Raw genomic sequence first — 18,132 nt, 5'->3', positions numbered from 1 at the left:
GCCTGCACCGCCTAGGCCTCTACCTGATGGCGCACGCCGTGAGCCCCTACCCCTTTCTGCCGCGGCTGGTTGAGGGCTATTTCGCTATGCTAGGCGAAGGGCAGTGAGGAGGGCGGCAGCAGGCTGTGAGCAGCGCTGGTCAGCTTTCGGCCGGCAGCGCCCGCTCAAACAAGGCGTACTGCGCCACTTCCATCGGCAGGCCGTCGGTGAAGCGCAGCGAGAGGTTATCGGCCCGCATCAGGCAGAAGATGATGTCCTTATAAAACTCCCGGAAGCTGCGCATGGCGTAGGCGGCCAGCAGCGCTTGCAGGCCCTGGCTTCGGAAGTCGGGGTGCACGCCCACGGTTTTGGCCAGCAGCGTGCGCTGGGTTAGCCGGGGGTAGTGTTGCTGAAAATCAGGCGTTTCGGTGGGCGGCAGCTTCAGCGGTGTGTAGTTGGGCTGGCACAAGCTCAGCGCCGCCAGCTGCCCCGTGGGCCGGTGCCGAAACAGCACCGAGGAGTGCGGGCACAGCCCGGCCGCGTAGCCGGCATTGTAGAGCAAATTAAACTGCGCCCGGCGCACGGCCCGGTAAGCCGGGTTCAAGCCAAAAACCCGCTGAATTAACTCGAAAATCTCGTCTTCCAGCCGAACCCAGCTTTCGGCGTTTAGCGGAATAAAATCGAACGGCAGCGCCGCCAGCTGGCGCAGCGCAGCCGGCTGCTGCTCATAGACCAGAGCCACGGCCGCCGGCCCGAGGCGGCGGCTCTCGAAGGTGAGGCCGGGCTGAAAGCCGAGCTGGCCGAGCAGGCGCGGGTAGTAGGGCGGGTTGACCGGCTCGCGGTCGAACTGCCGCCAGGAAGGCGCCGCGCCCAGCCGCAGGCGATAGCGAAAGTAGGTGCTGAAGTGCAGCGGCCCCACCAGCCGGCGCAGGCCGCGCCGCCGGGCTTCGGCCGCCAATTGACTGAAAGCGGCCTGGTTGAGCACCACATCGTCCGTCATTTCCCAAAAGCCGAAATAAGCCGCGTCGCCGCCCGCTCTCGGAAACAAGCCTGCCAGGCGCAGGCCCGCGGGCGCGCCGGCCGCGCCGCCAGGGGCAGGCCCCGCTGCCGCCGGTAGGCCAGGGCGCGCTCGGAATAGGCGCTGGCCGCCACCCGCGCCACGGCCGCTTGCAGCGCGGGCCAGTCGGCCACGTGCAGCACGCTGTCCATCAGGCCGGGAAAGGCCGCCGCCGCGCCATCCTCATCCGCCACCGACGAGCGCACGACCACCGGCGCGCCCGGAAAATTCCAGGTGGCCAGCGCCCGCCGCAACTCATTTCCTACCCCCTCCTCGGGCAGCACAAACCGGCTCAGCGCCGCGCGGCGGGCGTCCAGGCCCGCGGCGGTGAGCGGCAGCCCGGCCAGCGCCGGCTCGAACAACGCGGCCGGCAAGACCACGAACTCCGGCACGGCCAGGCCCAGCGCCCGCAGCCGCAGCAGGCCGGCGGCCTTGCCGCCCAGCGTGTGGGCGGCGGCGCGGGGCGCGGGCCCGGCGCCAGGCACGAACAGTTGCCCGAATTTAGCCCTTGCCTTCGAATTAGCGGCCATAGACTTCGGCCAGCAAAGCCAGGTAAGAGGTGAGCATGAACAGGGAGACGACCAGCTCGGCCCGGCGCAGCAGCAACTCGCGGGGCCGCCGGGCCGCGGCGGCGTACAGCAGCAGCGTCAGCCCCAGCAGGCCCAGCAGCACGGCGTAGGCCGCCGCGCCGGCCCCGAGCCCGGCCAGCAGCCGGGCCTGGGTGGCGGCGCCGGCCAGCAGCACCAGCGCCGTGACCGCCAGCGCCGGCCCGTAGCCCAGCGCCCGCGAATAGGAGTCGACGCCGGCCCGCTCCTGGGCGGGCGTGTGCAGCTTGCGGGCCAGCTCGAAGGCCAAGCCGCCGAGCAGGCTCAGGCCCAGCAGCAGGGGCAGCAGCGGGCCCCTAAAGCTCGGGCTGCCAGATGTATAAGCCAGCCACAGCCAGAGAATGACCAGCGGCATGATGAGCAGGTGGCTGCCCGCGTACAGCACCAGATGCCGGCGCAGCCAGCCACCCACGAAAAACTCGGCCCGCATCAGCAGGCTGTAAGTCAGCGCCAGCGCCCAGCCCAGCAGGGCCGGGCGGCCTTGGGCGGCGGCCCAGCCAGCTTCGAGCAGGGTGCCGGCCCAAGCCAGCGCCCGCAGCTGCCGGAGCGTGACGCGGCCGGTTTGCAGCACCCGGTGGGGGTGATGCAGGGCGTCCTGCGCAAAGTCTTTTTCCTCGTCGAAGACCCGCAGCCGAAAGAAAAAGCTGACCGCCGCCAGCGCGCCCATAGCGGTTAGCAGCCCGCTTTCCGGCGCCGCGCCGCCCGGCCCGGCCTCTACCCCCGCCACGGCCCGCACGGTAAGAAACAGCACCACAAACAGGCTCATGTTGACGGGCGGGAAACGCTCCTGGAGGTAGGCAGCCAGATTTCGCAGGTTCATGGGCCGAAGTAAAGGCCTGCCGAGTAAGTTGAAATATTTATTTTTCGATTTATGGGATTTTATTTATGCTGTCTATTAATCATAAACTACTGTTAATTAAATAATTGTGAGTGAATAATCAGACTTTCAACCGCCACAGGCAACTGGTTACCGCCGCAGTTTCCGGCCGTTACTTCGTGGCCGGTAAGCGGCCGGCCCAGCCGGGCCGCGCCCCTTCGTGCCCTTGCCGGGCCGGTAGGTCGGGCTGCCCGCCGGCCGGGTTCGCCGCGAGTTGCCCTACCCCCCTCCTTATGGATAAAGTCATGCTCCTGCTTTTGTCATGCTCCTACTTTTACTGCTGCGCCGCTGCCGCTACCTGCTGCTGGCGCTGCTAGTGGCGGCCGGCTTCCTGGCCCTGCTCAGCTCGCCGATGCCGATTCTGCGCTCGTTCGGGCTGTTTGCCGGCGTCGGCCTTGCGTGGTGCCTGGTCTTCACGTTCGGGCTGGGCGTGTGGCTGCTGCCGCTGGCGCGGCCGGCCGCCGCCTCGGCCGCGCCTTCAGCGCCGGGCGCCGGGCCGGGCGCGGCCTTCCCTACCCCCCGGCCGGCGGCCAACCGCTCCGGGGCGAACTTCAATGCCCCGCGGGCCGTCGGCGCGGCGCTGGGCCGGCTTTACGGTTGGGTGTGGCGCTGGCGGCGCCCGCTGGTGCTGCTCTCGCTGGCCCTCACGCTGGGGTTGCTGGCGGGCCTGCCGCGCCTGCGCGCCGACACCTACACGCTGGGCTACTTTCCTGACAATCATCCCGTGGTGCGCGACCACCGGGCCATCGCGGCGGCCTGGGGGCCGTATCTGCCGCTGGAGCTGCTCGTGCGGCCCCGCCCCGGCCTGGCCCTGCACAGCCCCGAAGTGCAGCAGGCCACCCAGCGCCTGGCCGACACGCTGCGGCGCGCGGTGCCGGGCGTGGCAGCGGTGTTCGGGTTTCACTCGCTCTACCAGGCCGGGCTGGAAAGCCGCTTCGGGCCCGGCCCCCGCAGCGCGCGGGCGCTAGGCAGCCGCTCGCTGCTGCGCCTCACCCACGAGCGGCTCCAGGCTGATTTCCCTACCCTGCTGCGTCAGTTCGAGGCCGCCGATGGCCGCACCGGGCGCCTTACCCTCAGCGGCCCCATGCTCTCGGCCCGGCAGCTGACGGCCAAAACCGACTCCGTGCGCCGCCTGGCCGCCGCCGTGCTGGCCGGCGTCGCCACGGTGGAGCCGGCCGGTTACGGCCCGCTCTACGCCCGCATCGTAGCCTACGTGACGACTTCGCAAACCCAGAGCCTGTTCTACTCGGTGCTGGTGGTGCTGGGCCTGGTTTGGGCGGTGGTGCGCAGCCGGCGCCTGGCCCTGCTCACGGTGCTGCCCAACCTGTTTCCGGTGCTGGCCGTGCTGGGGCTGATGGGTTGGCTCGGCATCCGGCTGGACACGGCCACGGCCAGCATCGCCGCCATCGTGCTGAGCCTCAGCGTCGATGACACGCTGCACTTTGTGCTGCACTACCGCCGCCAGCGCCGGCAGCTCGGGCCGGCGGCGGCCCGGCGGGCCACCATCACCCACGTGGGCCCGGCCATCGTGCTCACGGGCCTGATTTTGTTTTGCGGCTACAGCTTCATGCTGCTCGGCTCGCTCAAAACCGTGCAACTCTTCGGCCTGCTCACGGCCATCTCCATCGTGGCCGCCCTGTTCGGCGAGCTGATTATTTTCCCGCTCGTGCTGGCCTGGTTTGATAAAGAAGCGTAGCGTGGACTCTGCGAGTCCGCGAGTGCGCCGCCAGGGCATCGTTTGGGATGTTCAACTCGCGGACTACAAAGTCCGCGCTACTACTTACTTCGCCAGCAGCCCGGCCCAGCGCAGAAAATCCTCGCCCACTTTGTCCCAGTAGAAATCGTCGTAGTTCACCTGTCCGTCTGCTTTCAGGCCGAAGAAGTTGTGCTCGCGGCCGGGATAGGCTCGGAAGGTGAAGTTGATTTTGTGCCGCCGCTGAGCTTCCAGGCGCAGGTAGTCGTTGCCAACCACGGCCTTATCGCGGGTGCCGTAGCCGATGAACAGCGGCACGCGGGCCCGCAGCAGCTCCTTCATCGGCGGGGCCGAGAAGCCGTAGGTCGTGCGGTTGGCGTCGCCGGGCGGGCAGTCGAGGCGGGTGGGGTCGGCCACCACGTCGCGCCAGTAGCGCCACATCTGGGACACGGCGGCGGTGTCGCCGGCGGCCTCATCCTGCCGGGCGTCGGTCAGGTTGGAGAGCATCCGGCCCAGCGGGTTGCCGCTCAGGTAGGCGGCCCGGCTGACCAGGCCCGGCACGGCGGCCAGGTGGGCGGCCACGGTGCTGCCCTCGGAGTGGCCCACGACCGTTACGCTGGCTTTATCAACCCACGGCTGCCGCTTGAGATAGCGCAGCACGGCGGTGTTGCGCCGCACGTAGTACTCAAGGTAGTTGCGCTGGCAGTAGAAAGGTGGCGGCGTGTGGGTGATTTTATCAATAAACATCTTGCTGGCATCCAGCACCTTAACATCCGCCACGAGCGGAATACCGGGCTTGCCGATGACCACGATATGGCAGTCGGGCCGGGCTTCTTTGGTCAGAAAAGCAAATACGCCGTAGGGCCGGCCTTCATCGAGCATTATCAGCGGCCGGGGCTGCGAGCCCTGCACCCAGAGCAGCAGCGGCTTGCGCGTTTCTTCCTGGCCGGGCGGCGACTGCACCAGCACATCCACGCTGTCGCGGCCGAACAGGACAACCAAGTGCCGAAAGCCAAAGTCGGCGGGCGTTTTGGGCGCGGCGGGCCGGGTAGCGGCTGGGGGTGCCGGGGTCTGGCCCAACACCAAGGCGGCGGGCGCGGCGGCCAGCAGCAGCGCCAGCAGCGAAAAGCGTAAAAACAACATGCGGCGATGTAAGTCTGAATCCGGGTAGCGGCCTCAGTTAGGGCGGCCAGCACTGCGGCAGAGACGGGGCCGCGGCCGGGCAGTTGCAGCCAGCCGCCGGGCTGGCTTATTTCCCTACCCCCCTTCATTCAGCCAAAGCCCCGGCGGGGCTCACGGCCACTTCTTCATTCCTCCACCTTCACTGCCACTCGGCCGGCAGCTGCACGCGCTCCAGATAGTCGCTCAGGCCGCTGGGCTTCTGGAAAACGTGGATGAACAGAATCTGCTCCTCGCCGCGCTGGCGCCAGACTTCGGCGTAGAAATCGGCCACGGCGTAGAGGCTCAGCGCGCAGCTGTCTTCGCCGCGCTCGGCCAGCAGGTGGCCGTGCCGGGCCAGGTGCTCGGTTTGCAGGCGCTGGTGCAGGTTTTTGAAGTCGGCGAAAGTCATGGGGGTAGGGCCGGCAAATTTACGGCCAGCGCCGGCCTACTTTCGCCCCATGACCCCGCCGACTACTTCCCGCGCGTTCCGCTTTCCCCATCCGCTGGTGTTGCTGATGGGTTTTATCATGCTGGCGATGCTGCTGAGCTACGTGGTGCCGGCCGGCGAGTTCGTGCGCCACACCGATGCCGCCACCGGCCGCTCGGTGGTCGTGCCCGGCTCCTACCACCGCGTGGCGCCCACGCCGGTTTCGCCACTGCAAATGCTGGTCGATGTGCCCCGCGGGATGCTCGACGCGGGCGCAGTCATCTTCCTCATTTTCCTGGCCGGCGGCGCCTTCACCGTCGTCGACCAAACCGGGGCCTTGCGCTTCGGCGTCGACTGGCTTTTGCGCAAATTGCACGGCCGGCAAGGGCTCATTATTCCGCTCATTGCCACGCTCTTCGCCACGATGGGCGCCCTGGAAAACATGGGCGAGGAGATTATTCCGCTCGTGCCGGTGCTGCTGATTCTGATGGGGCGCCTGGGCTATCCGCCGCTCACGGCGGTGGCGGCCAGCGCCGGGGCGGCGTTCGTGGGCGCCTCGTTCAGCCCCATCAACCCGTTTCAGGTCGGCATCGCCCAGAAGCTGGCCCAGCTGCCGCTGCTCTCGGGCGGCCTCTACCGGCTCGTGTTTCTGGCTATCGCGCTGGGGTTCTGGGTTTTCGGGGTGCTGCGCCACGCGAATCGCCACCGGCTGGTGCCAGCCAGCTTCGGTGGCGAGGCGGGCAATTCGGACGATCCGGCGACCCTTCTCCCTACCCCCACCACCGGCCGCAACCCCGGCGCCGCCGCCGCTGAACTCGAAATCCCTACCCCCCTCTCCCCGCCCAACCCGCCTGCCACCTCGGCGCGGCACGGGCTGGTGCTGGCCTTGCTGCTGGGCACGTTCGCGTTTTTCGCTTACGGGGTTTTGAAGCTGGGCTGGGACTTCGAGCAGATGGCGGCCCTGTTTCTGGCCCTGGGCATCGCCGCCGGCCTCGTGGGCGGCCTGGGCCTGACCGGCACCGCCGAGGCCTTCGTGCAGGGCTTCCGGGATTTGGCCTTTTCGGCGATGGTGATTGGCTTTGCCAGGGCCATTTTCGTGGTTTTGGAGCAGGGCCACATCGTCGATACCATTGTGCAGACGCTGGCCGCCCCGCTGGCCGGGCTGCCCGTCGCGCTGGCCGCGCTGGGCATGGTGGGCCTGCACACGGCCGTGCACGTGCCCGTGCCCAGCGGCAGCGGGCAGGCCACGCTCACCATGCCGCTGCTCGTGCCCTTGTCCGATTTGCTAGGCCTCTCGCGCCAGGTCACGGTGCTGGCCTTTCAGTACGGCGGCGGCCTCTGCGAGCTGCTCACGCCCACCAATGGCACCCTGGTAGCCATGCTGGCTGCCACCGGCGTGCGCCTGGAGGAGTGGTGGCGCTTCGTGTGGCCGCTGTATCTGGGCCTGCTGGCGCTGGGCCTGACGAGCGTGGTGCTGGCCATCGCGCTGGGCGTTTAACTTTTTAAGCCAAGCGGTCAGACTCCGCAACGGGGGTAGGAAATTCCTGCCGTTGGGTGTTGGGCGGCGCGGTCGTCGCTGCTGGCTTTCAAGCCAAGCAGGCAGTTAAAAATACCCAAGCTGTACAGCCAACACCTTGATTCACAGAAGTCGTCACTGCCAGGATATTTCTCCGTTTTTAACGACCGACGCTTTTTATAAATTTTAAAGGCCTGTTTAAAAGCTCCAGACGCCTATTTTCGGGCCATAATTCACCGGCTTCAATCGGACTGTGTGGAATTGAAATGGCGCCCCGAACCGCCCGAACCGCCGCCGCCAACCGCTTCAATCGGACTGTGTGGAATTGAAATGCTGGAAAAAGCGCACAATACGACGGACGCCGAGTTGCTTCAATCGGACTGTGTGGAATTGAAATTTCATTCGTCTCGGAGCCGTTTGCGTTAGCGCCGCGCTTCAATCGGACTGTGTGGAATTGAAATAAAATCCTTTTGCTTTGTTGTCTGAGTAGATAGCGGGCTTCAATCGGACTGTGTGGAATTGAAATCACTTCTCAGACTGCTCATTCGTCAAGCGGGGCTGTGCTTCAATCGGACTGTGTGGAATTGAAATGATGCCGGAGAGCATCACCGACCGTTGCACTAAGTGCTTCAATCGGACTGTGTGGAATTGAAATAGAACATTGCTCACGCCGAGCGGCTCCTGGCTGAAGCTTCAATCGGACTGTGTGGAATTGAAATACTGCAACGCGGATAGTTTCCAGCGCGTCGGTTGTGGCTTCAATCGGACTGTGTGGAATTGAAATGTGATTTTGAGCACGGCGCGGCTCAGGGCGCGTTTCGCTTCAATCGGACTGTGTGGAATTGAAATCTGCTCAACGATTCCAAGCAAATCAAGACCGCCCAGGCTTCAATCGGACTGTGTGGAATTGGAAATGACGAACTGGAGGCGACCTGGCTGGGCTTTATGAAAGCTTCAATCGGACTGTGTGGAATTGATATTGAACAAGCCCCGTAGGCGACCCCACCGGCTGCGCCAAGTTGCGTGGGCTGGGGTCACCTATGGGGGCTTTGGCTCAGACGAGGGGGTAGGGATGCTGCCTATAGGCCATCCTCTGGGGGCTGGCCGTCCGCGATTCCTCCTTTATCCCTGATTTTTTAATAAGCAAAATATCACACCACCGTCAACTCCTCGGCCTCAAACACGCGGCTAAGCTTGCGCTTGTTTTCCACGAGTTGAAATCGGGCGCGCTCCTCGCTTTCGAGCCAGAACACATCTGAAATCAGGCCCTGATGGCCTTTCTGACCAGCGGCGGGGCGGGCCTCGCGCACCGCGTCGCCGAAGCTGAAGGCCGGCCGCTGGCTGCGATTCAATTCCCGAAACAGCTCCGGGCGCAGCAGAAACTGCTGCTCGTCATAGCGCAGCGTAATCCACTCCGCATCTTCGTCTTCGCTGATTTTCTCGAACACCTTGCCCAGCGGCTCCAGGTACTCAAAGGCGCGGCGGTTGGCCGGGTGCACGTAGCGGAAGCCGAAAGCGGGCGTCCAGGGATAAAGGCCAAAAACAACGGGCTTGGGACGGGGCATATTTCAGTTAACAGTTATCAGTGAGCAGTTAACAGTGAACAGGCTGACAAATTGAATTGCTCCGGTCCGGTGCAAATTTACTTCAGCCACTTCTTGCCAACAGTTAACTGTTAACTGCTCACTGATAATTGCTCATCGCCCTACTTCGGCTGCCAGGTCAGGCGCAGGCCGGCGCCGCCGGCCGGGTTCCAGGTGGGTGAGAAGCCTACGTCGCGCCCCAGGGGCTGACGGCCCCAGCGGTGGCGGTGCGAGAGATAGGCCAGGTGGGCCGACAAGATGCCGAAGCCCGCGCCCGCCACCACATCTGCCTGCCAGTGCTTGTCATTAAGCATCCGCAGCGCCCCTACCCCCGTGGCCAGCGCATAAGCCCCGATGCCGTACCACTGGCTTTTATCCCGGAACTCGGTGTGGACGATGCTGGCGGCCAGAAACGCCTGCGCCGTGTGGCCCGACGGAAACGATAAATCATCGGAGCCGTCGGGCCGCTCGTTGCGCACGATGTACTTGGTAGTGAAGGCCGTAGCGAGCATAAACGCTTCACCCTTGAGAATGACCAGGCCCAGGTTGAGGCGGTCGTCGCGCGCCTCGACGCCGGCCAGCAGCACGGCGCCCAGCTCCAGGTAGGGCGCGAAAACCAGAAAGTCGTCGGCGCGGGTGTGAAAGTTGGGAAAGGCCCGCCGCAGGTCGTGGCGAGCCTCATAAGAAGAGTAAAACCCGTGCCCGTTGATGGTGCTGATGCCGTAGCCAATCAGCACGGCCGGCACCAGGCTGGCCCGCACGAGCTTGCCGCGGTACCAGGGCTTGCTGACCGCGGCCGGCGCGCGGGCCGGGCTTTCAAACTTGTGGGTGGTGTCGGCAGGGGTTGGCGCGGTGGGCGGCGGGGGCGGCACCTGCGCCAGGACGGGGCCCGCCGCGGGCCCGCTCAGCGCGGCGCCCACGAGCAGGCGAAGAGAGAAAAGGCGAAAGCTGGCGGGGCTGGTGGGCACGAAAGGCGAGGTTTGGGGAATTTCCTACCCCGCCCTTTAAGCTGGCAAGGGGGGTAGGGACGAGAAGTGAGCCGCCAATGTAGCGCGCCGAGCGGCGCGCAGGGCGGGCCGCGGCAACCAGCGGCAGGGCATTTAGGGCTCTGAATACGGCAAAAAGCCGGGGCTGACGGGGCCGCGGGCGCCAGGGGCCGGGCAGGTGCGCTTCAACTCCGGCTGGCGCGGCTACGACGGCAAATTCTCGGCTTTTGAAGCCCCCGGCATTGAGGCCGAAGCGGGCGAATACGACGGCTTCGGCTGGCGCGGCGCGCTGGCCCTGGCGCCGTAGGCGGTCCTGATTTTATCGCGGGGGTAGGGCGTCGGGCCGGGCCAATTAACTCTGAAACAGCGCTAGTGCTGCCCGTGCCCCATACCCGGTATCGGGGCCGGCTGCTGGCCCAGTTGGTTGAGGGCGGCGCGGAAGCCAGCGGCCAGCGCCGGGGCGGGGCCGCGGCCGTAGTAGTGCAGAAACACCATGCGCGGCTGTTCGAAGAGCATGTGGTTGTGCACGGCCACGACTTCTAACTGGTGGTCGCGCAGCGCCCGGATGACGGGGTTGACCTCGTGCTCCAGCATGGCGATATCGCCGGCGATGTGGGCAGCGGCACCTGGGCCGGCGAAGGCAGCCCAGGAATTGAGGCCGATGGCGGCGGTCATCTCCGTGTTCATCATCAGCACCTGCAAGTCGTCGCGGCCCACTGTGTACTTGTAGGTCGGGCCGTTGACGGTGCCCTGGTAGCGGACAATTTTGTCCAAGGCCGGCAGGTCGAACAGCTCCCGGCCCGTTTGGGCAGCGGGGGCGGCCGGGGTAGCGTTGTTGCCCGACTGCGCGGCGGACGCCGCGGCCGTGGGCGGCTGGTTGGCGGGCAGCAGCCGGGAGTTTTTGAGCGTGGCGGCAAACTTGGCGGCCAGCGCGGCCGGGGAGCCCATGCCGTGCACGTGCAGGTAGAAAATGCGGGGCTCCTCGTAGAAGAAGTGGTTGTGGACGGCCCCGATTTCGAGCCCGTTGGCGTGGGCCGCGTCCATGAGCGGCGCCACTTCCGCCTGCAAGAGCACCGTGTCGCTCATCAGCATGGCCGACTTGCCGTCGAGGGTGTGCTTGATGGCCACCCAGCCGCCAAACCCGAACGCAATGGGCACCGGCTGACTCTGAATGTTGATTTTCAAGTCGTTGCGGGGCAGGCCGATGACGTGGGTGGCCTGGGCTTCGTTGTAGGCGCCCTTTTTGCCCAGCGCGGCGTCGATGGCGGCTATTTCGGCGGCCGTCAGGGCGGGCGTCTTGCCTTTTGCAGGGGCTGGCGCGGCGGCCAGGGTCTGGTCGAGACCCAGCGCGGAAGTAGCGCCCAGCAGGGCGGCAGCGCGCAGCGCCTCGCGCCGGGAAATCTGATTCATAGCAGGTTAAGTTGAGTACAGCAAGTAAAACAACCCCAGGTAGCCAACCAGGAACACTGGCCAGGGCAGCAGCTCGCCGCGGCGGGAGCTTCCCTACCCCCCTTCTCCCGCGCCAACGCCCGCTACTCAGGCGCATACGGCTAGAGCTACCCCGACGGGTACAGTAGCTTTGACCTTTCAGCTAGTTGTTGCTCATTAAGGAGAATTGCTATTCCAGCCGCACCGACTCCACGTCCACGGCCTTGCCCCCACTGCTGTCCACCAGCACTTGCAGCACCTCCACGTCGGCCAGGCGCAGGGCCGGCGCGGCGGCGCTGCTTTGGAAGAACAGCGGCAGAAACCCCGGATACGGCCGCGGCGCCAGCAGCAGCGGCGCGGGCCGGAAATCGGCCAGGGCCAGGCGCAGCGCCGGGCCGGCGGCGGGGGGTAGGGCAATGGTGGCAACGTAGGCCGCTGCGTCGCGCGTGACCAGCAGCACGCGCAGCCGGGCGCCGGGCGCGGCGGCATTCGCTTTCAGCAGCAGGCTCTCGAACTGGCTTAACTCAGCCGAGCGGCTGCTGAGCTTGTCGCCAATAAATACGCGCAGGCTGTGCGACGGTCCACTCGCCGCGGAGGCGGCCAGCGCCAAAGTGGCCGCCGGGGCGGGCGCAGCCACCACTGCCACGACCGGGGCTGCGGCGCCGGGTACCGGGGGCGCCGGGGCCGCCGGCCGGGCCGGCTCAAAGCGCAGGGCCAGCGGGCCGGCGGGCGTGGTCACGTAGTCGGTCCAGCTGCCGTTGGCCAGGGCGCGGGCTTCGACCTGCTCCTGGTCGGTGGCGGCCAGAAACAGGGGTAGGGGCGCGCCGGCCGCCACGATGGGCGCCTCCCAGCGCGCGGTAGGGTAGTAGTTCCAATCAGTAGGCTGGCCGGGGAAGGCGCCCGGAAACGTGAGCGGCAGCTGGCCGGCGCGGCGCAAGACCAGCCAGTAGCGCAGCAGGCCCGGATAAAGCAGCTCGGCGGGCACGGTGGCGGCGTAGGTGGCGTAGCCGGCCGGCCGGGTGGGCAGCACCCGCGTTTGGCCGTAGTAGTGCTGGGCCACCAGCAGCACCGAGTCCTGGGGGCCGGCGCCGGTCAGGCGCAGGGTGAGCTGGGCGGGCTGTCCGGCCGGCAGCTGCGCCGGGGCCGTGTGCCGGGCCTGCGGCCCCAGCCCGCTGGTGGGCGGCGCCGCGAACTCGCCCAGCTTGATGACGCCCAGCGGCGAGGCGGCCGTGAGCTGGCCGGCCGCCGGGGCCGCGCCGGGCGCCGCCAGCAGATACACACCGGGCCGCACTGTGAGGCGGCCCCCGCGGGCCTGGCCCTGGGCGGCATTGCCGGCGTTGAGGCCGCGCAGGCGAAAGGCTGGGCCGAGGTCGGGCAGGCTGACTTGCAGGACCTGCTCGTTCCACAAAATCTGCGTCACGGGCTTGAGCAGCGAGGTTTTCTCGAACGGGTCGTGCAGGGGTACAGCGTCGGGCAGCACTTCCAGGCGCCACACGCCGGGAGCCAGGCGGTCGAGGAAGTAGGCGCCGGTGCCGCCGTAGCTGACCACCGGACTACTCCCTACCCCCCCCAGATGGCGCAACCGGGCCAGGCGGCGCGGGGCCGTAGTAGTAGCGCTGGTGTGGTAAAACTCGTCGTCGGTGTTCCACTCGCTCAGCCCCTGGCGGTAGCTCACGCGAGTGGCGCCAAAGGTCGAATCGGCGGGGTAGGCCCCGAACTGCTGGCCGCGCTTCACCTGCCGGAACGCCTTGCCCGCAATGAGCAGGCTCAGGGCCTTGGCCGGCGTATAAGCCAGGTTGAGGTAGTGGGTCTGGTACTCGGTATTGGCGAAAGCAATGGCCAGCGGGTCGTAGGCAAACTGCGTGGCCCACTGAAAGCCCGCCGTGCGCAGGCTGCGGGCCATGAACGGGTACATGATGGGCTGCATGATATCGGCCGACTCAAACTCGTACACCAGCCGGGGCTTGCGCCGGAAGCGCGGGTCGTTTTGGTAGGGAATCGGGTACGAATCGACGTGGGGCAGCAGGTTGCCGCGCAGACCGTGGCCGGCCACCAACCCGGCCGGATACCACTGGAAGGTGAACCCATCCACGTTGGCATCCAAAATGGCATCGGCCACGCTGGGGCTTTCGGCCAGGTTGTAGAAGATGGGCTGGCGGCAGCCGGTGTCGCGCATGGCCCGCACCAGGCGGTTGGCAAAGGCCGTCACGGGCGCCAGCGGCGGGCGGTAGTGAGGCTCGTTGCACACCTCAAAGGCCAGAATATTGGGGTCGTGCTTGATGAGCTGCCCATTATACTGATTGCGGTGGTTCAAAAACTGCGTCAGATACCGCTCCTGCGCGGCCACGGCGCGGGGCTGGCGGTAGGCCACGCCTTTGGGGTAGATGCTGGAAAAGCCGGTGCCGGTGTCCTTCTCCGGATAGCCGTTGTTCCAGTAGGCAATGGGCGTGAGCACGACGCGGATGCCGCGCGCTTGCAGCTGGGCCACCAGGTAGTCCAGCAGGCGCAGGTGCTCATTCTCCACTAAGTTGCCCAGCGTGTCGCTGATTTCCACGTCCCAGACGTGCACCCGAAACGCATCGAGGCCCAGCCGGGCGAAGTGGTACACATCCTGGTCGATGGCCTTTTCCAGGTCGGCGTCCACGGCCCGGTGGGCGCGGTAGGCGTGGGCAAACGGGGCGGTGTAGTTCACCCCGAACAAGGCCACCTCGGCGCCGCCTTTGCGCCAGCGCCATACCCCCTGCGCATCAATGCGGGTGAGGGGGGTAGGGCCGGGCGTTTGGGCCGCGGCGGCGGGGCTAAGGGCGCTGGCGGCAACGGCCCAAAGCAGCCAAAATAGAAACGAAATCCGGGTCAGCATAAACGATTGTGCGGCTAAATGCGCCGCAAAATGCGCAATTCCAGCTGCCCACTTCCTGGGAAGTGGGGGAGTGAGCAAAAAAAACATCGTCATGCTTTATCTGGTGTCCGCTTGCTGAAGCAGCTCGCTCGGGAAGTAATCCAGCTGGCCAGGCGGTCATGTTGAGCTTGCGAAGCAGCTCGCGGGCGGCACTAATGCTATCGTTACTTACCCCTGATTACTTCCTCTGGCGAGATGTCTCGGCCAGCTCGACATGACTACCTGGCCAGCTGGATTACTTCTTCGCAGAAAAGAAATTCCCTACCCCCTACCCCACCGGCGCCCTAAAAACCTATCTTGCGCCGTCCTTCCCTACCCCCCCTCGCCTTATGCAAGCTCCCGCTCCCGCCCCCGACGCCCTGTTTCCCGATTCGCTGCTCGTGGAGGTGGCCTGGGAGGTTTGCAACCAGGTGGGCGGCATCTACACCGTCATCCGCAGCAAGGTGCCGGCCGCCGTGCAGGGCTGGCAAGACCGCTACTGCCTGCTCGGGCCCTACTTTCCGCAGCAGGCCCAGGGCGAGTTCGAGCCGTTTTCAGACGAGGAAATGAGCCGCCTCGACGACCCCTACGCCGAGGCCGTGCGCCGGATGCGGGCGCTGGGCTACGACGTGTGCTTCGGCACCTGGCTCGTGACGGGCCGGCCGCGGGTGGTGCTGATAAACCCGTTTCAGGCCTACGGGCAGCTCGGCGACCTCAAGGCCGGCTTGTGGAATAATCACCGCATCCCTACCCCCGCTAACGACGACTTACTGCACCAGGTGGTAGCCTTTGGGGCGCTGACCAAGGTGTTTTTGCAGCAGCTGGCGTCGGCTACGGCCCAAAGCCAGGCCGCGGGCGGCCCGCATCGCCTGCTGGCCCATTTCCACGAGTGGATGACCGGCGTGGCCATCCCCGATTTGCGCCGCGAGCAGACGCCGGTGCGGCTCGTGTTCACGACCCACGCCACGCTGCTCGGCCGCTACCTGGCCATGAACGACCCCAACTTCTACGACCACCTGCTGTTCGTGGACTGGCTGGCCGAGGCCCGCAAGTTCAACATCGAGTCGGCCGTCACGATGGAGCGCGCCGCCGCTCACGGCGCCCAGGTTTTCACGACGGTGAGTGAGCTGACCGTGCGCGAATGCATCTACTTGCTGGATAGAATTCCGGACGCGGTGCTGCCCAACGGGCTCAACATCGAGCGCTTCGTGGCCATGCACGAGTTCCAGAACCTGCACCAGCAGTATAAGGCTAAGATTCAGGAGTTCGTAATGGCGCACTTCTTCCAGTCGTATTCCTTCGATTTGGACAAGACGCTCTACCTCTTCACCTCCGGCCGCTATGAATACCACAACAAGGGCTTTGACCTAACCCTGGAGGCGCTGGCCCGCCTCAACTACCGCCTTCAGCAAAGCGGGCTGGAAGGCCAGGTGGTTATGTTTTTCATCACCAAGCGCCCCTACACCAGCATCAACCCGCAGGTGCTGCAATCGCGGGCTATGCTCGACGAGGTGCGCGAAACCTGCGCCGCCATCGAGCGGCAGGTGGGCGAGCGGCTGGTGGTGGCAGCGGCTTCGGGCCCCGACCAGCGCCTGCCCGACCTCGACTCGATGGTGGACGACTACTGGAAGCTGCGCTACCGCCGCACGCTGCAAAGCTGGAAAACCAGCGCCCTGCCCTCAGTCGTGACCCACAATATCATTAACGACGGCCAGGACGACATCCTCAACTTCCTGCGCCAGGCCAACCTGGTCAACAACCAGCACGACCGGGTCAAAATCGTGTACCACCCCGATTTCGTCTCGCCGTCCTCGCCGCTTTTGGGCATGGAATACGGGCAGTTCGTGCGCGGTTGCCATTTGGGCGTGTTCCCGAGCTACTACGAGCCCTGGGGCTACACCCCCCTGGAGTGCATTGCCCGCGGCGTGCCCGCCATCACCTCCGACCTCTCCGGCTTCGGCGACTACGCCCTGCTCAACGTGCCCGAGCACGAGGCCAAGGGCATCTTCGTGGTTCACCGGCAGGAGCGCAGCTTCGATGAGGCCGCCGAGGAGCTGACCGAGATGCTCTGGCAGTTCGTGCAGCTCAGCCGCCGCGAGCGCATTCAGCAGCGCAACGCCGTCGAAAGCTCAGCCGAGCTGTTCGACTGGAAAAACCTGCGCCACTACTACGATCAAGCCTACGCCCTGGCCCTGGACCGGGAGTAGGCACCAGATACTTTGCCCTTTTTGCCAACAACCAGATGCCAACGAACAGTGAGTTCTACTAACTGCTCGTCGGCATCTGGCTTTACCTCAACTCCCTCTCGCCTTGGCGTGAGGGTGCGGCCATCGCGCAGCATATTTCAATTCCACACAGTCCGATTGAAGCAGCTGAGCTACAACAGCCAGGTGCTGCTGTTTGAGCATTTCAATTCCACACAGTCCGATTGAAGCTGGAGGACTTGCTGAAGAATTCTTCAGCCTGGAAATATTTCAATTCCACACAGTCCGATTGAAGCCTCTATTTCCTCAGAAATGGCCTTAATGACGCCGCAATTTCAATTCCACACAGTCCGATTGAAGCCGCCGGCATCGTGCGGACCATAACCAGGATAAAACAATTTCAATTCCACACAGTCCGATTGAAGCCGTTAAAGCAGAGGCCCAGCCCGAAGAGCCCCTGCAATTTCAATTCCACACAGTCCGATTGAAGCCTGGCTGGCGCCGGAGGAAGACTTCACGGCCATCAAATTTCAATTCCACACAGTCCGATTGAAGCACTATCCGCAAAATCACCAATACGGTCGAATACTTTATTTCAATTCCACACAGTCCGATTGAAGCTAGTAGAGCATAGCCGCGACTCAGCCCGGCTAGGTGGTCAGGTACCACACCAGTCCGATTGAAGCTAGTAGAGTATAGCCCCGATAGCCTAGCCTTTTCGCATTTCAATTCCACACAGTCCGATTGAAGCGCCAGCATCATGGAACCCAGTAGGATATTAAGTTCCATTTCAATTCCACACAGTCCGATTGAAGCGCGCCGTGTATTTGGTTTTATCAATACTGGTTAGCAATTTCAATTCCACACAGTCCGATTGAAGCTCTGCTTGAAGTACGACCAGCATAATGGTCAAACCTATTTCAATTCCACACAGTCCGATTGAAGCCACCCGCTTTTGCGTCGCCACTGTCACGCTCAACACATTTCAATTCCACACAGTCCGATTGAAGCGCGCAGTTTCAGTTAGCCGGCGAAACCTTCAGCATTATTTCAATTCCACACAGTCCGATTGAAGCAGGCCCAGCAGCCCGCGCCCGGCGCCGTGCAACTCCATTTCAATTCCACACAGTCCGATTGAAGCCGCCCTTGGCCAGCCCGGCGCTCAGGCCGGTAACGTTATTTCAATTCCACACAGTCCGATTGAAGCCGTGGCCGCCTGGATAAACTCCACCTTCGTATCCTCATTTCAATTCCACACAGTCCGATTGAAGCGCCGCGCGCCTGGGAGTAGCTGCGCGCCCAAGCCTATTTCAATTCCACACAGTCCGATTGAAGCGCCGGTTGGAGGCCGCCACGAGCTTGAAGTAAAGCCATTTCAATTCCACACAGTCCGATTGAAGCCCTGATTCAGGACCGCGCCGCGACGCCGACCTCGAAATTTCAATTCCACACAGTCCGATTGAAGCGCGGGGCCGGATGCTGGCCTGGTCGGGGGTGCCATCATTTCAATTCCACACAGTCCGATTGAAGCCGGAGGCGGCGGCGCGGCGGGTAATCAATCCGCCGCTATTTCAATTCCACACAGTCCGATTGAAGCCTTATCCAGCGCGTGGCCCGAAAACTTGCGAAACCAATTTCAATTCCACACAGTCCGATTGAAGCGTCCTTGACGGTGAGGGCGGCCTTAGAGCGTGTTGGGGAATCGGAGCGGGACAAAAAGAAACGAGTCAGTAAGTTA

14 protein-coding genes and 2 CRISPR repeat arrays are annotated in these 18,132 nt (G+C 64.7%); of the genes, 4 read left to right on the top strand and 10 right to left on the bottom strand.

All coding sequences use genetic code 11. The features are described 5' to 3' along the window. Positions 1 to 139 precede the first annotated feature (139 nt). The 4 genes from ACFE70_RS18825 to ACFE70_RS18810 all read right to left on the bottom strand — a co-directional run bounded on the left by ACFE70_RS18825 (position 140) and on the right by ACFE70_RS18810 (position 2,765). Complete coding sequence (locus ACFE70_RS18825) at positions 140 to 979, bottom strand: hypothetical protein (protein ID WP_375419333.1); 840 nt, start codon at positions 977 to 979, stop codon at positions 140 to 142. Further along, positions 976 to 1,566, bottom strand: a complete 591-nt coding sequence (locus ACFE70_RS18820; RefSeq protein ID WP_375419332.1) for a PEP/pyruvate-binding domain-containing protein — start codon at positions 1,564 to 1,566, stop codon at positions 976 to 978. The genes ACFE70_RS18825 and ACFE70_RS18820 overlap by 4 nt, the downstream gene beginning before the upstream one ends. Then, the gene (locus ACFE70_RS18815) at positions 1,556 to 2,461 is read right to left on the bottom strand and encodes a hypothetical protein (RefSeq protein WP_375419331.1); all 906 of its coding nucleotides are present in this window, start codon (positions 2,459 to 2,461) and stop codon (positions 1,556 to 1,558) included. Before ACFE70_RS18815 ends, ACFE70_RS18820 begins: the two co-directional genes overlap by 11 nt. Positions 2,462 to 2,630: 169 nt before the next feature. Then, on the bottom strand, positions 2,631 to 2,765 hold the full coding sequence (locus tag ACFE70_RS18810) for a hypothetical protein (protein WP_375419330.1): 135 nt from the start codon (positions 2,763 to 2,765) through the stop codon (positions 2,631 to 2,633). Between the two features lie 15 nt (positions 2,766 to 2,780). Here ACFE70_RS18810 and ACFE70_RS18805 point away from each other — a divergent pair, with 15 nt between their 5' ends. Further along, on the top strand, positions 2,781 to 4,214 hold the full coding sequence (locus ACFE70_RS18805; RefSeq protein WP_375419329.1) for an RND family transporter: 1,434 nt from the start codon (positions 2,781 to 2,783) through the stop codon (positions 4,212 to 4,214). 84 nt (positions 4,215 to 4,298) lie between these two features. On the opposite strand, the gene ACFE70_RS18800 is transcribed toward ACFE70_RS18805, so the two are convergent. After that, positions 4,299 to 5,354, bottom strand: a complete 1,056-nt coding sequence (locus ACFE70_RS18800) for an alpha/beta hydrolase family protein (protein WP_375419328.1) — start codon at positions 5,352 to 5,354, stop codon at positions 4,299 to 4,301. Positions 5,355 to 5,532: 178 nt separating this feature from the next. Beyond that, positions 5,533 to 5,781, bottom strand: a complete 249-nt coding sequence (locus ACFE70_RS18795; protein ID WP_375419327.1) for a hypothetical protein — start codon at positions 5,779 to 5,781, stop codon at positions 5,533 to 5,535. A 49-nt stretch (positions 5,782 to 5,830) separates the two neighbouring features. On the opposite strand from ACFE70_RS18795, the gene ACFE70_RS18790 reads away from it, so the two are divergent. Then, a complete protein-coding gene (locus tag ACFE70_RS18790; protein ID WP_375419326.1) occupies positions 5,831 to 7,297 on the top strand; it encodes a YfcC family protein in 1,467 nt (488 codons plus the stop codon). A gap of 257 nt (positions 7,298 to 7,554) precedes the next feature. Further along, positions 7,555 to 8,295: direct repeats of the CRISPR family, unit length 29 nt; unit sequence GCTTCAATCGGACTGTGTGGAATTGAAAT. A gap of 171 nt (positions 8,296 to 8,466) precedes the next feature. Here the strand turns inward: ACFE70_RS18790 and ACFE70_RS18785 are convergent. Both ACFE70_RS18785 and ACFE70_RS18780 read right to left on the bottom strand, forming a co-directional pair. Next, complete coding sequence (locus ACFE70_RS18785; RefSeq protein WP_375419325.1) at positions 8,467 to 8,880, bottom strand: DUF6960 family protein; 414 nt, start codon at positions 8,878 to 8,880, stop codon at positions 8,467 to 8,469. A 140-nt stretch (positions 8,881 to 9,020) separates the two neighbouring features. Further along, positions 9,021 to 9,866, bottom strand: a complete 846-nt coding sequence (locus tag ACFE70_RS18780) for a phosphatase PAP2 family protein (protein WP_375419324.1) — start codon at positions 9,864 to 9,866, stop codon at positions 9,021 to 9,023. Between the two features lie 196 nt (positions 9,867 to 10,062). Here ACFE70_RS18780 and ACFE70_RS18775 point away from each other — a divergent pair, with 196 nt between their 5' ends. Next, positions 10,063 to 10,191, top strand: coding sequence for a hypothetical protein (locus ACFE70_RS18775; RefSeq protein ID WP_375419323.1), 129 nt, complete (start codon positions 10,063 to 10,065; stop codon positions 10,189 to 10,191). A 62-nt stretch (positions 10,192 to 10,253) separates the two neighbouring features. Here the strand turns inward: ACFE70_RS18775 and ACFE70_RS18770 are convergent, their stop codons facing one another. Together ACFE70_RS18770 and ACFE70_RS18765 are read right to left on the bottom strand one after the other, a co-directional pair. Continuing rightward, on the bottom strand, positions 10,254 to 11,294 hold the full coding sequence (locus ACFE70_RS18770) for a DUF1259 domain-containing protein (RefSeq protein ID WP_375419322.1): 1,041 nt from the start codon (positions 11,292 to 11,294) through the stop codon (positions 10,254 to 10,256). A 208-nt stretch (positions 11,295 to 11,502) separates the two neighbouring features. Further along, on the bottom strand, positions 11,503 to 14,172 hold the full coding sequence (locus ACFE70_RS18765) for a membrane or secreted protein (protein ID WP_375419321.1): 2,670 nt from the start codon (positions 14,170 to 14,172) through the stop codon (positions 11,503 to 11,505). Positions 14,173 to 14,540: 368 nt separating this feature from the next. Between ACFE70_RS18765 and ACFE70_RS18760 the strand changes: the two genes are divergently transcribed. After that, positions 14,541 to 16,397: a glycosyltransferase gene (locus ACFE70_RS18760; protein ID WP_375419320.1), complete on the top strand. Its 1,857-nt coding sequence runs from the start codon at positions 14,541 to 14,543 to the stop codon at positions 16,395 to 16,397. A gap of 134 nt (positions 16,398 to 16,531) precedes the next feature. Next, a CRISPR array of direct repeats spans positions 16,532 to 18,056; the repeat unit is 29 nt; unit sequence ATTTCAATTCCACACAGTCCGATTGAAGC. Positions 18,057 to 18,132: the final 76 nt, after the last annotated feature.

It is taken from the genome of uncultured Hymenobacter sp., assembly GCF_964243305.1.
Taxonomy (GTDB): Bacteria; Bacteroidota; Bacteroidia; order Cytophagales; family Hymenobacteraceae; genus Hymenobacter.
The sequence above is the reverse complement of the archived record's forward strand: the minus strand, read 5'-3'. Positions and strand labels throughout refer to the sequence as shown.

Coding starts and splice junctions, on each gene's coding strand:
- ACFE70_RS18770 (WP_375419322.1), bottom strand. CDS start 11,294: ATGAATCAGATTTCCCGGCGCGAGGCGCTGCGCGCTGCCGCCCTGCTG.
- ACFE70_RS18800 (WP_375419328.1), bottom strand. CDS start 5,354: ATGTTGTTTTTACGCTTTTCGCTGCTGGCGCTGCTGCTGGCCGCCGCG.
- ACFE70_RS18805 (WP_375419329.1), top strand. CDS start 2,781: ATGCTCCTACTTTTACTGCTGCGCCGCTGCCGCTACCTGCTGCTGGCG.
- ACFE70_RS18815 (WP_375419331.1), bottom strand. CDS start 2,461: ATGAACCTGCGAAATCTGGCTGCCTACCTCCAGGAGCGTTTCCCGCCC.
- ACFE70_RS18820 (WP_375419332.1), bottom strand. CDS start 1,566: ATGGCCGCTAATTCGAAGGCAAGGGCTAAATTCGGGCAACTGTTCGTG.
- ACFE70_RS18760 (WP_375419320.1), top strand. CDS start 14,541: ATGCAAGCTCCCGCTCCCGCCCCCGACGCCCTGTTTCCCGATTCGCTG.
- ACFE70_RS18810 (WP_375419330.1), bottom strand. CDS start 2,765: ATGACTTTATCCATAAGGAGGGGGGTAGGGCAACTCGCGGCGAACCCG.
- ACFE70_RS18785 (WP_375419325.1), bottom strand. CDS start 8,880: ATGCCCCGTCCCAAGCCCGTTGTTTTTGGCCTTTATCCCTGGACGCCC.
- ACFE70_RS18790 (WP_375419326.1), top strand. CDS start 5,831: ATGACCCCGCCGACTACTTCCCGCGCGTTCCGCTTTCCCCATCCGCTG.
- ACFE70_RS18795 (WP_375419327.1), bottom strand. CDS start 5,781: ATGACTTTCGCCGACTTCAAAAACCTGCACCAGCGCCTGCAAACCGAG.
- ACFE70_RS18765 (WP_375419321.1), bottom strand. CDS start 14,172: ATGCTGACCCGGATTTCGTTTCTATTTTGGCTGCTTTGGGCCGTTGCC.
- ACFE70_RS18825 (WP_375419333.1), bottom strand. CDS start 979: ATGACGGACGATGTGGTGCTCAACCAGGCCGCTTTCAGTCAATTGGCG.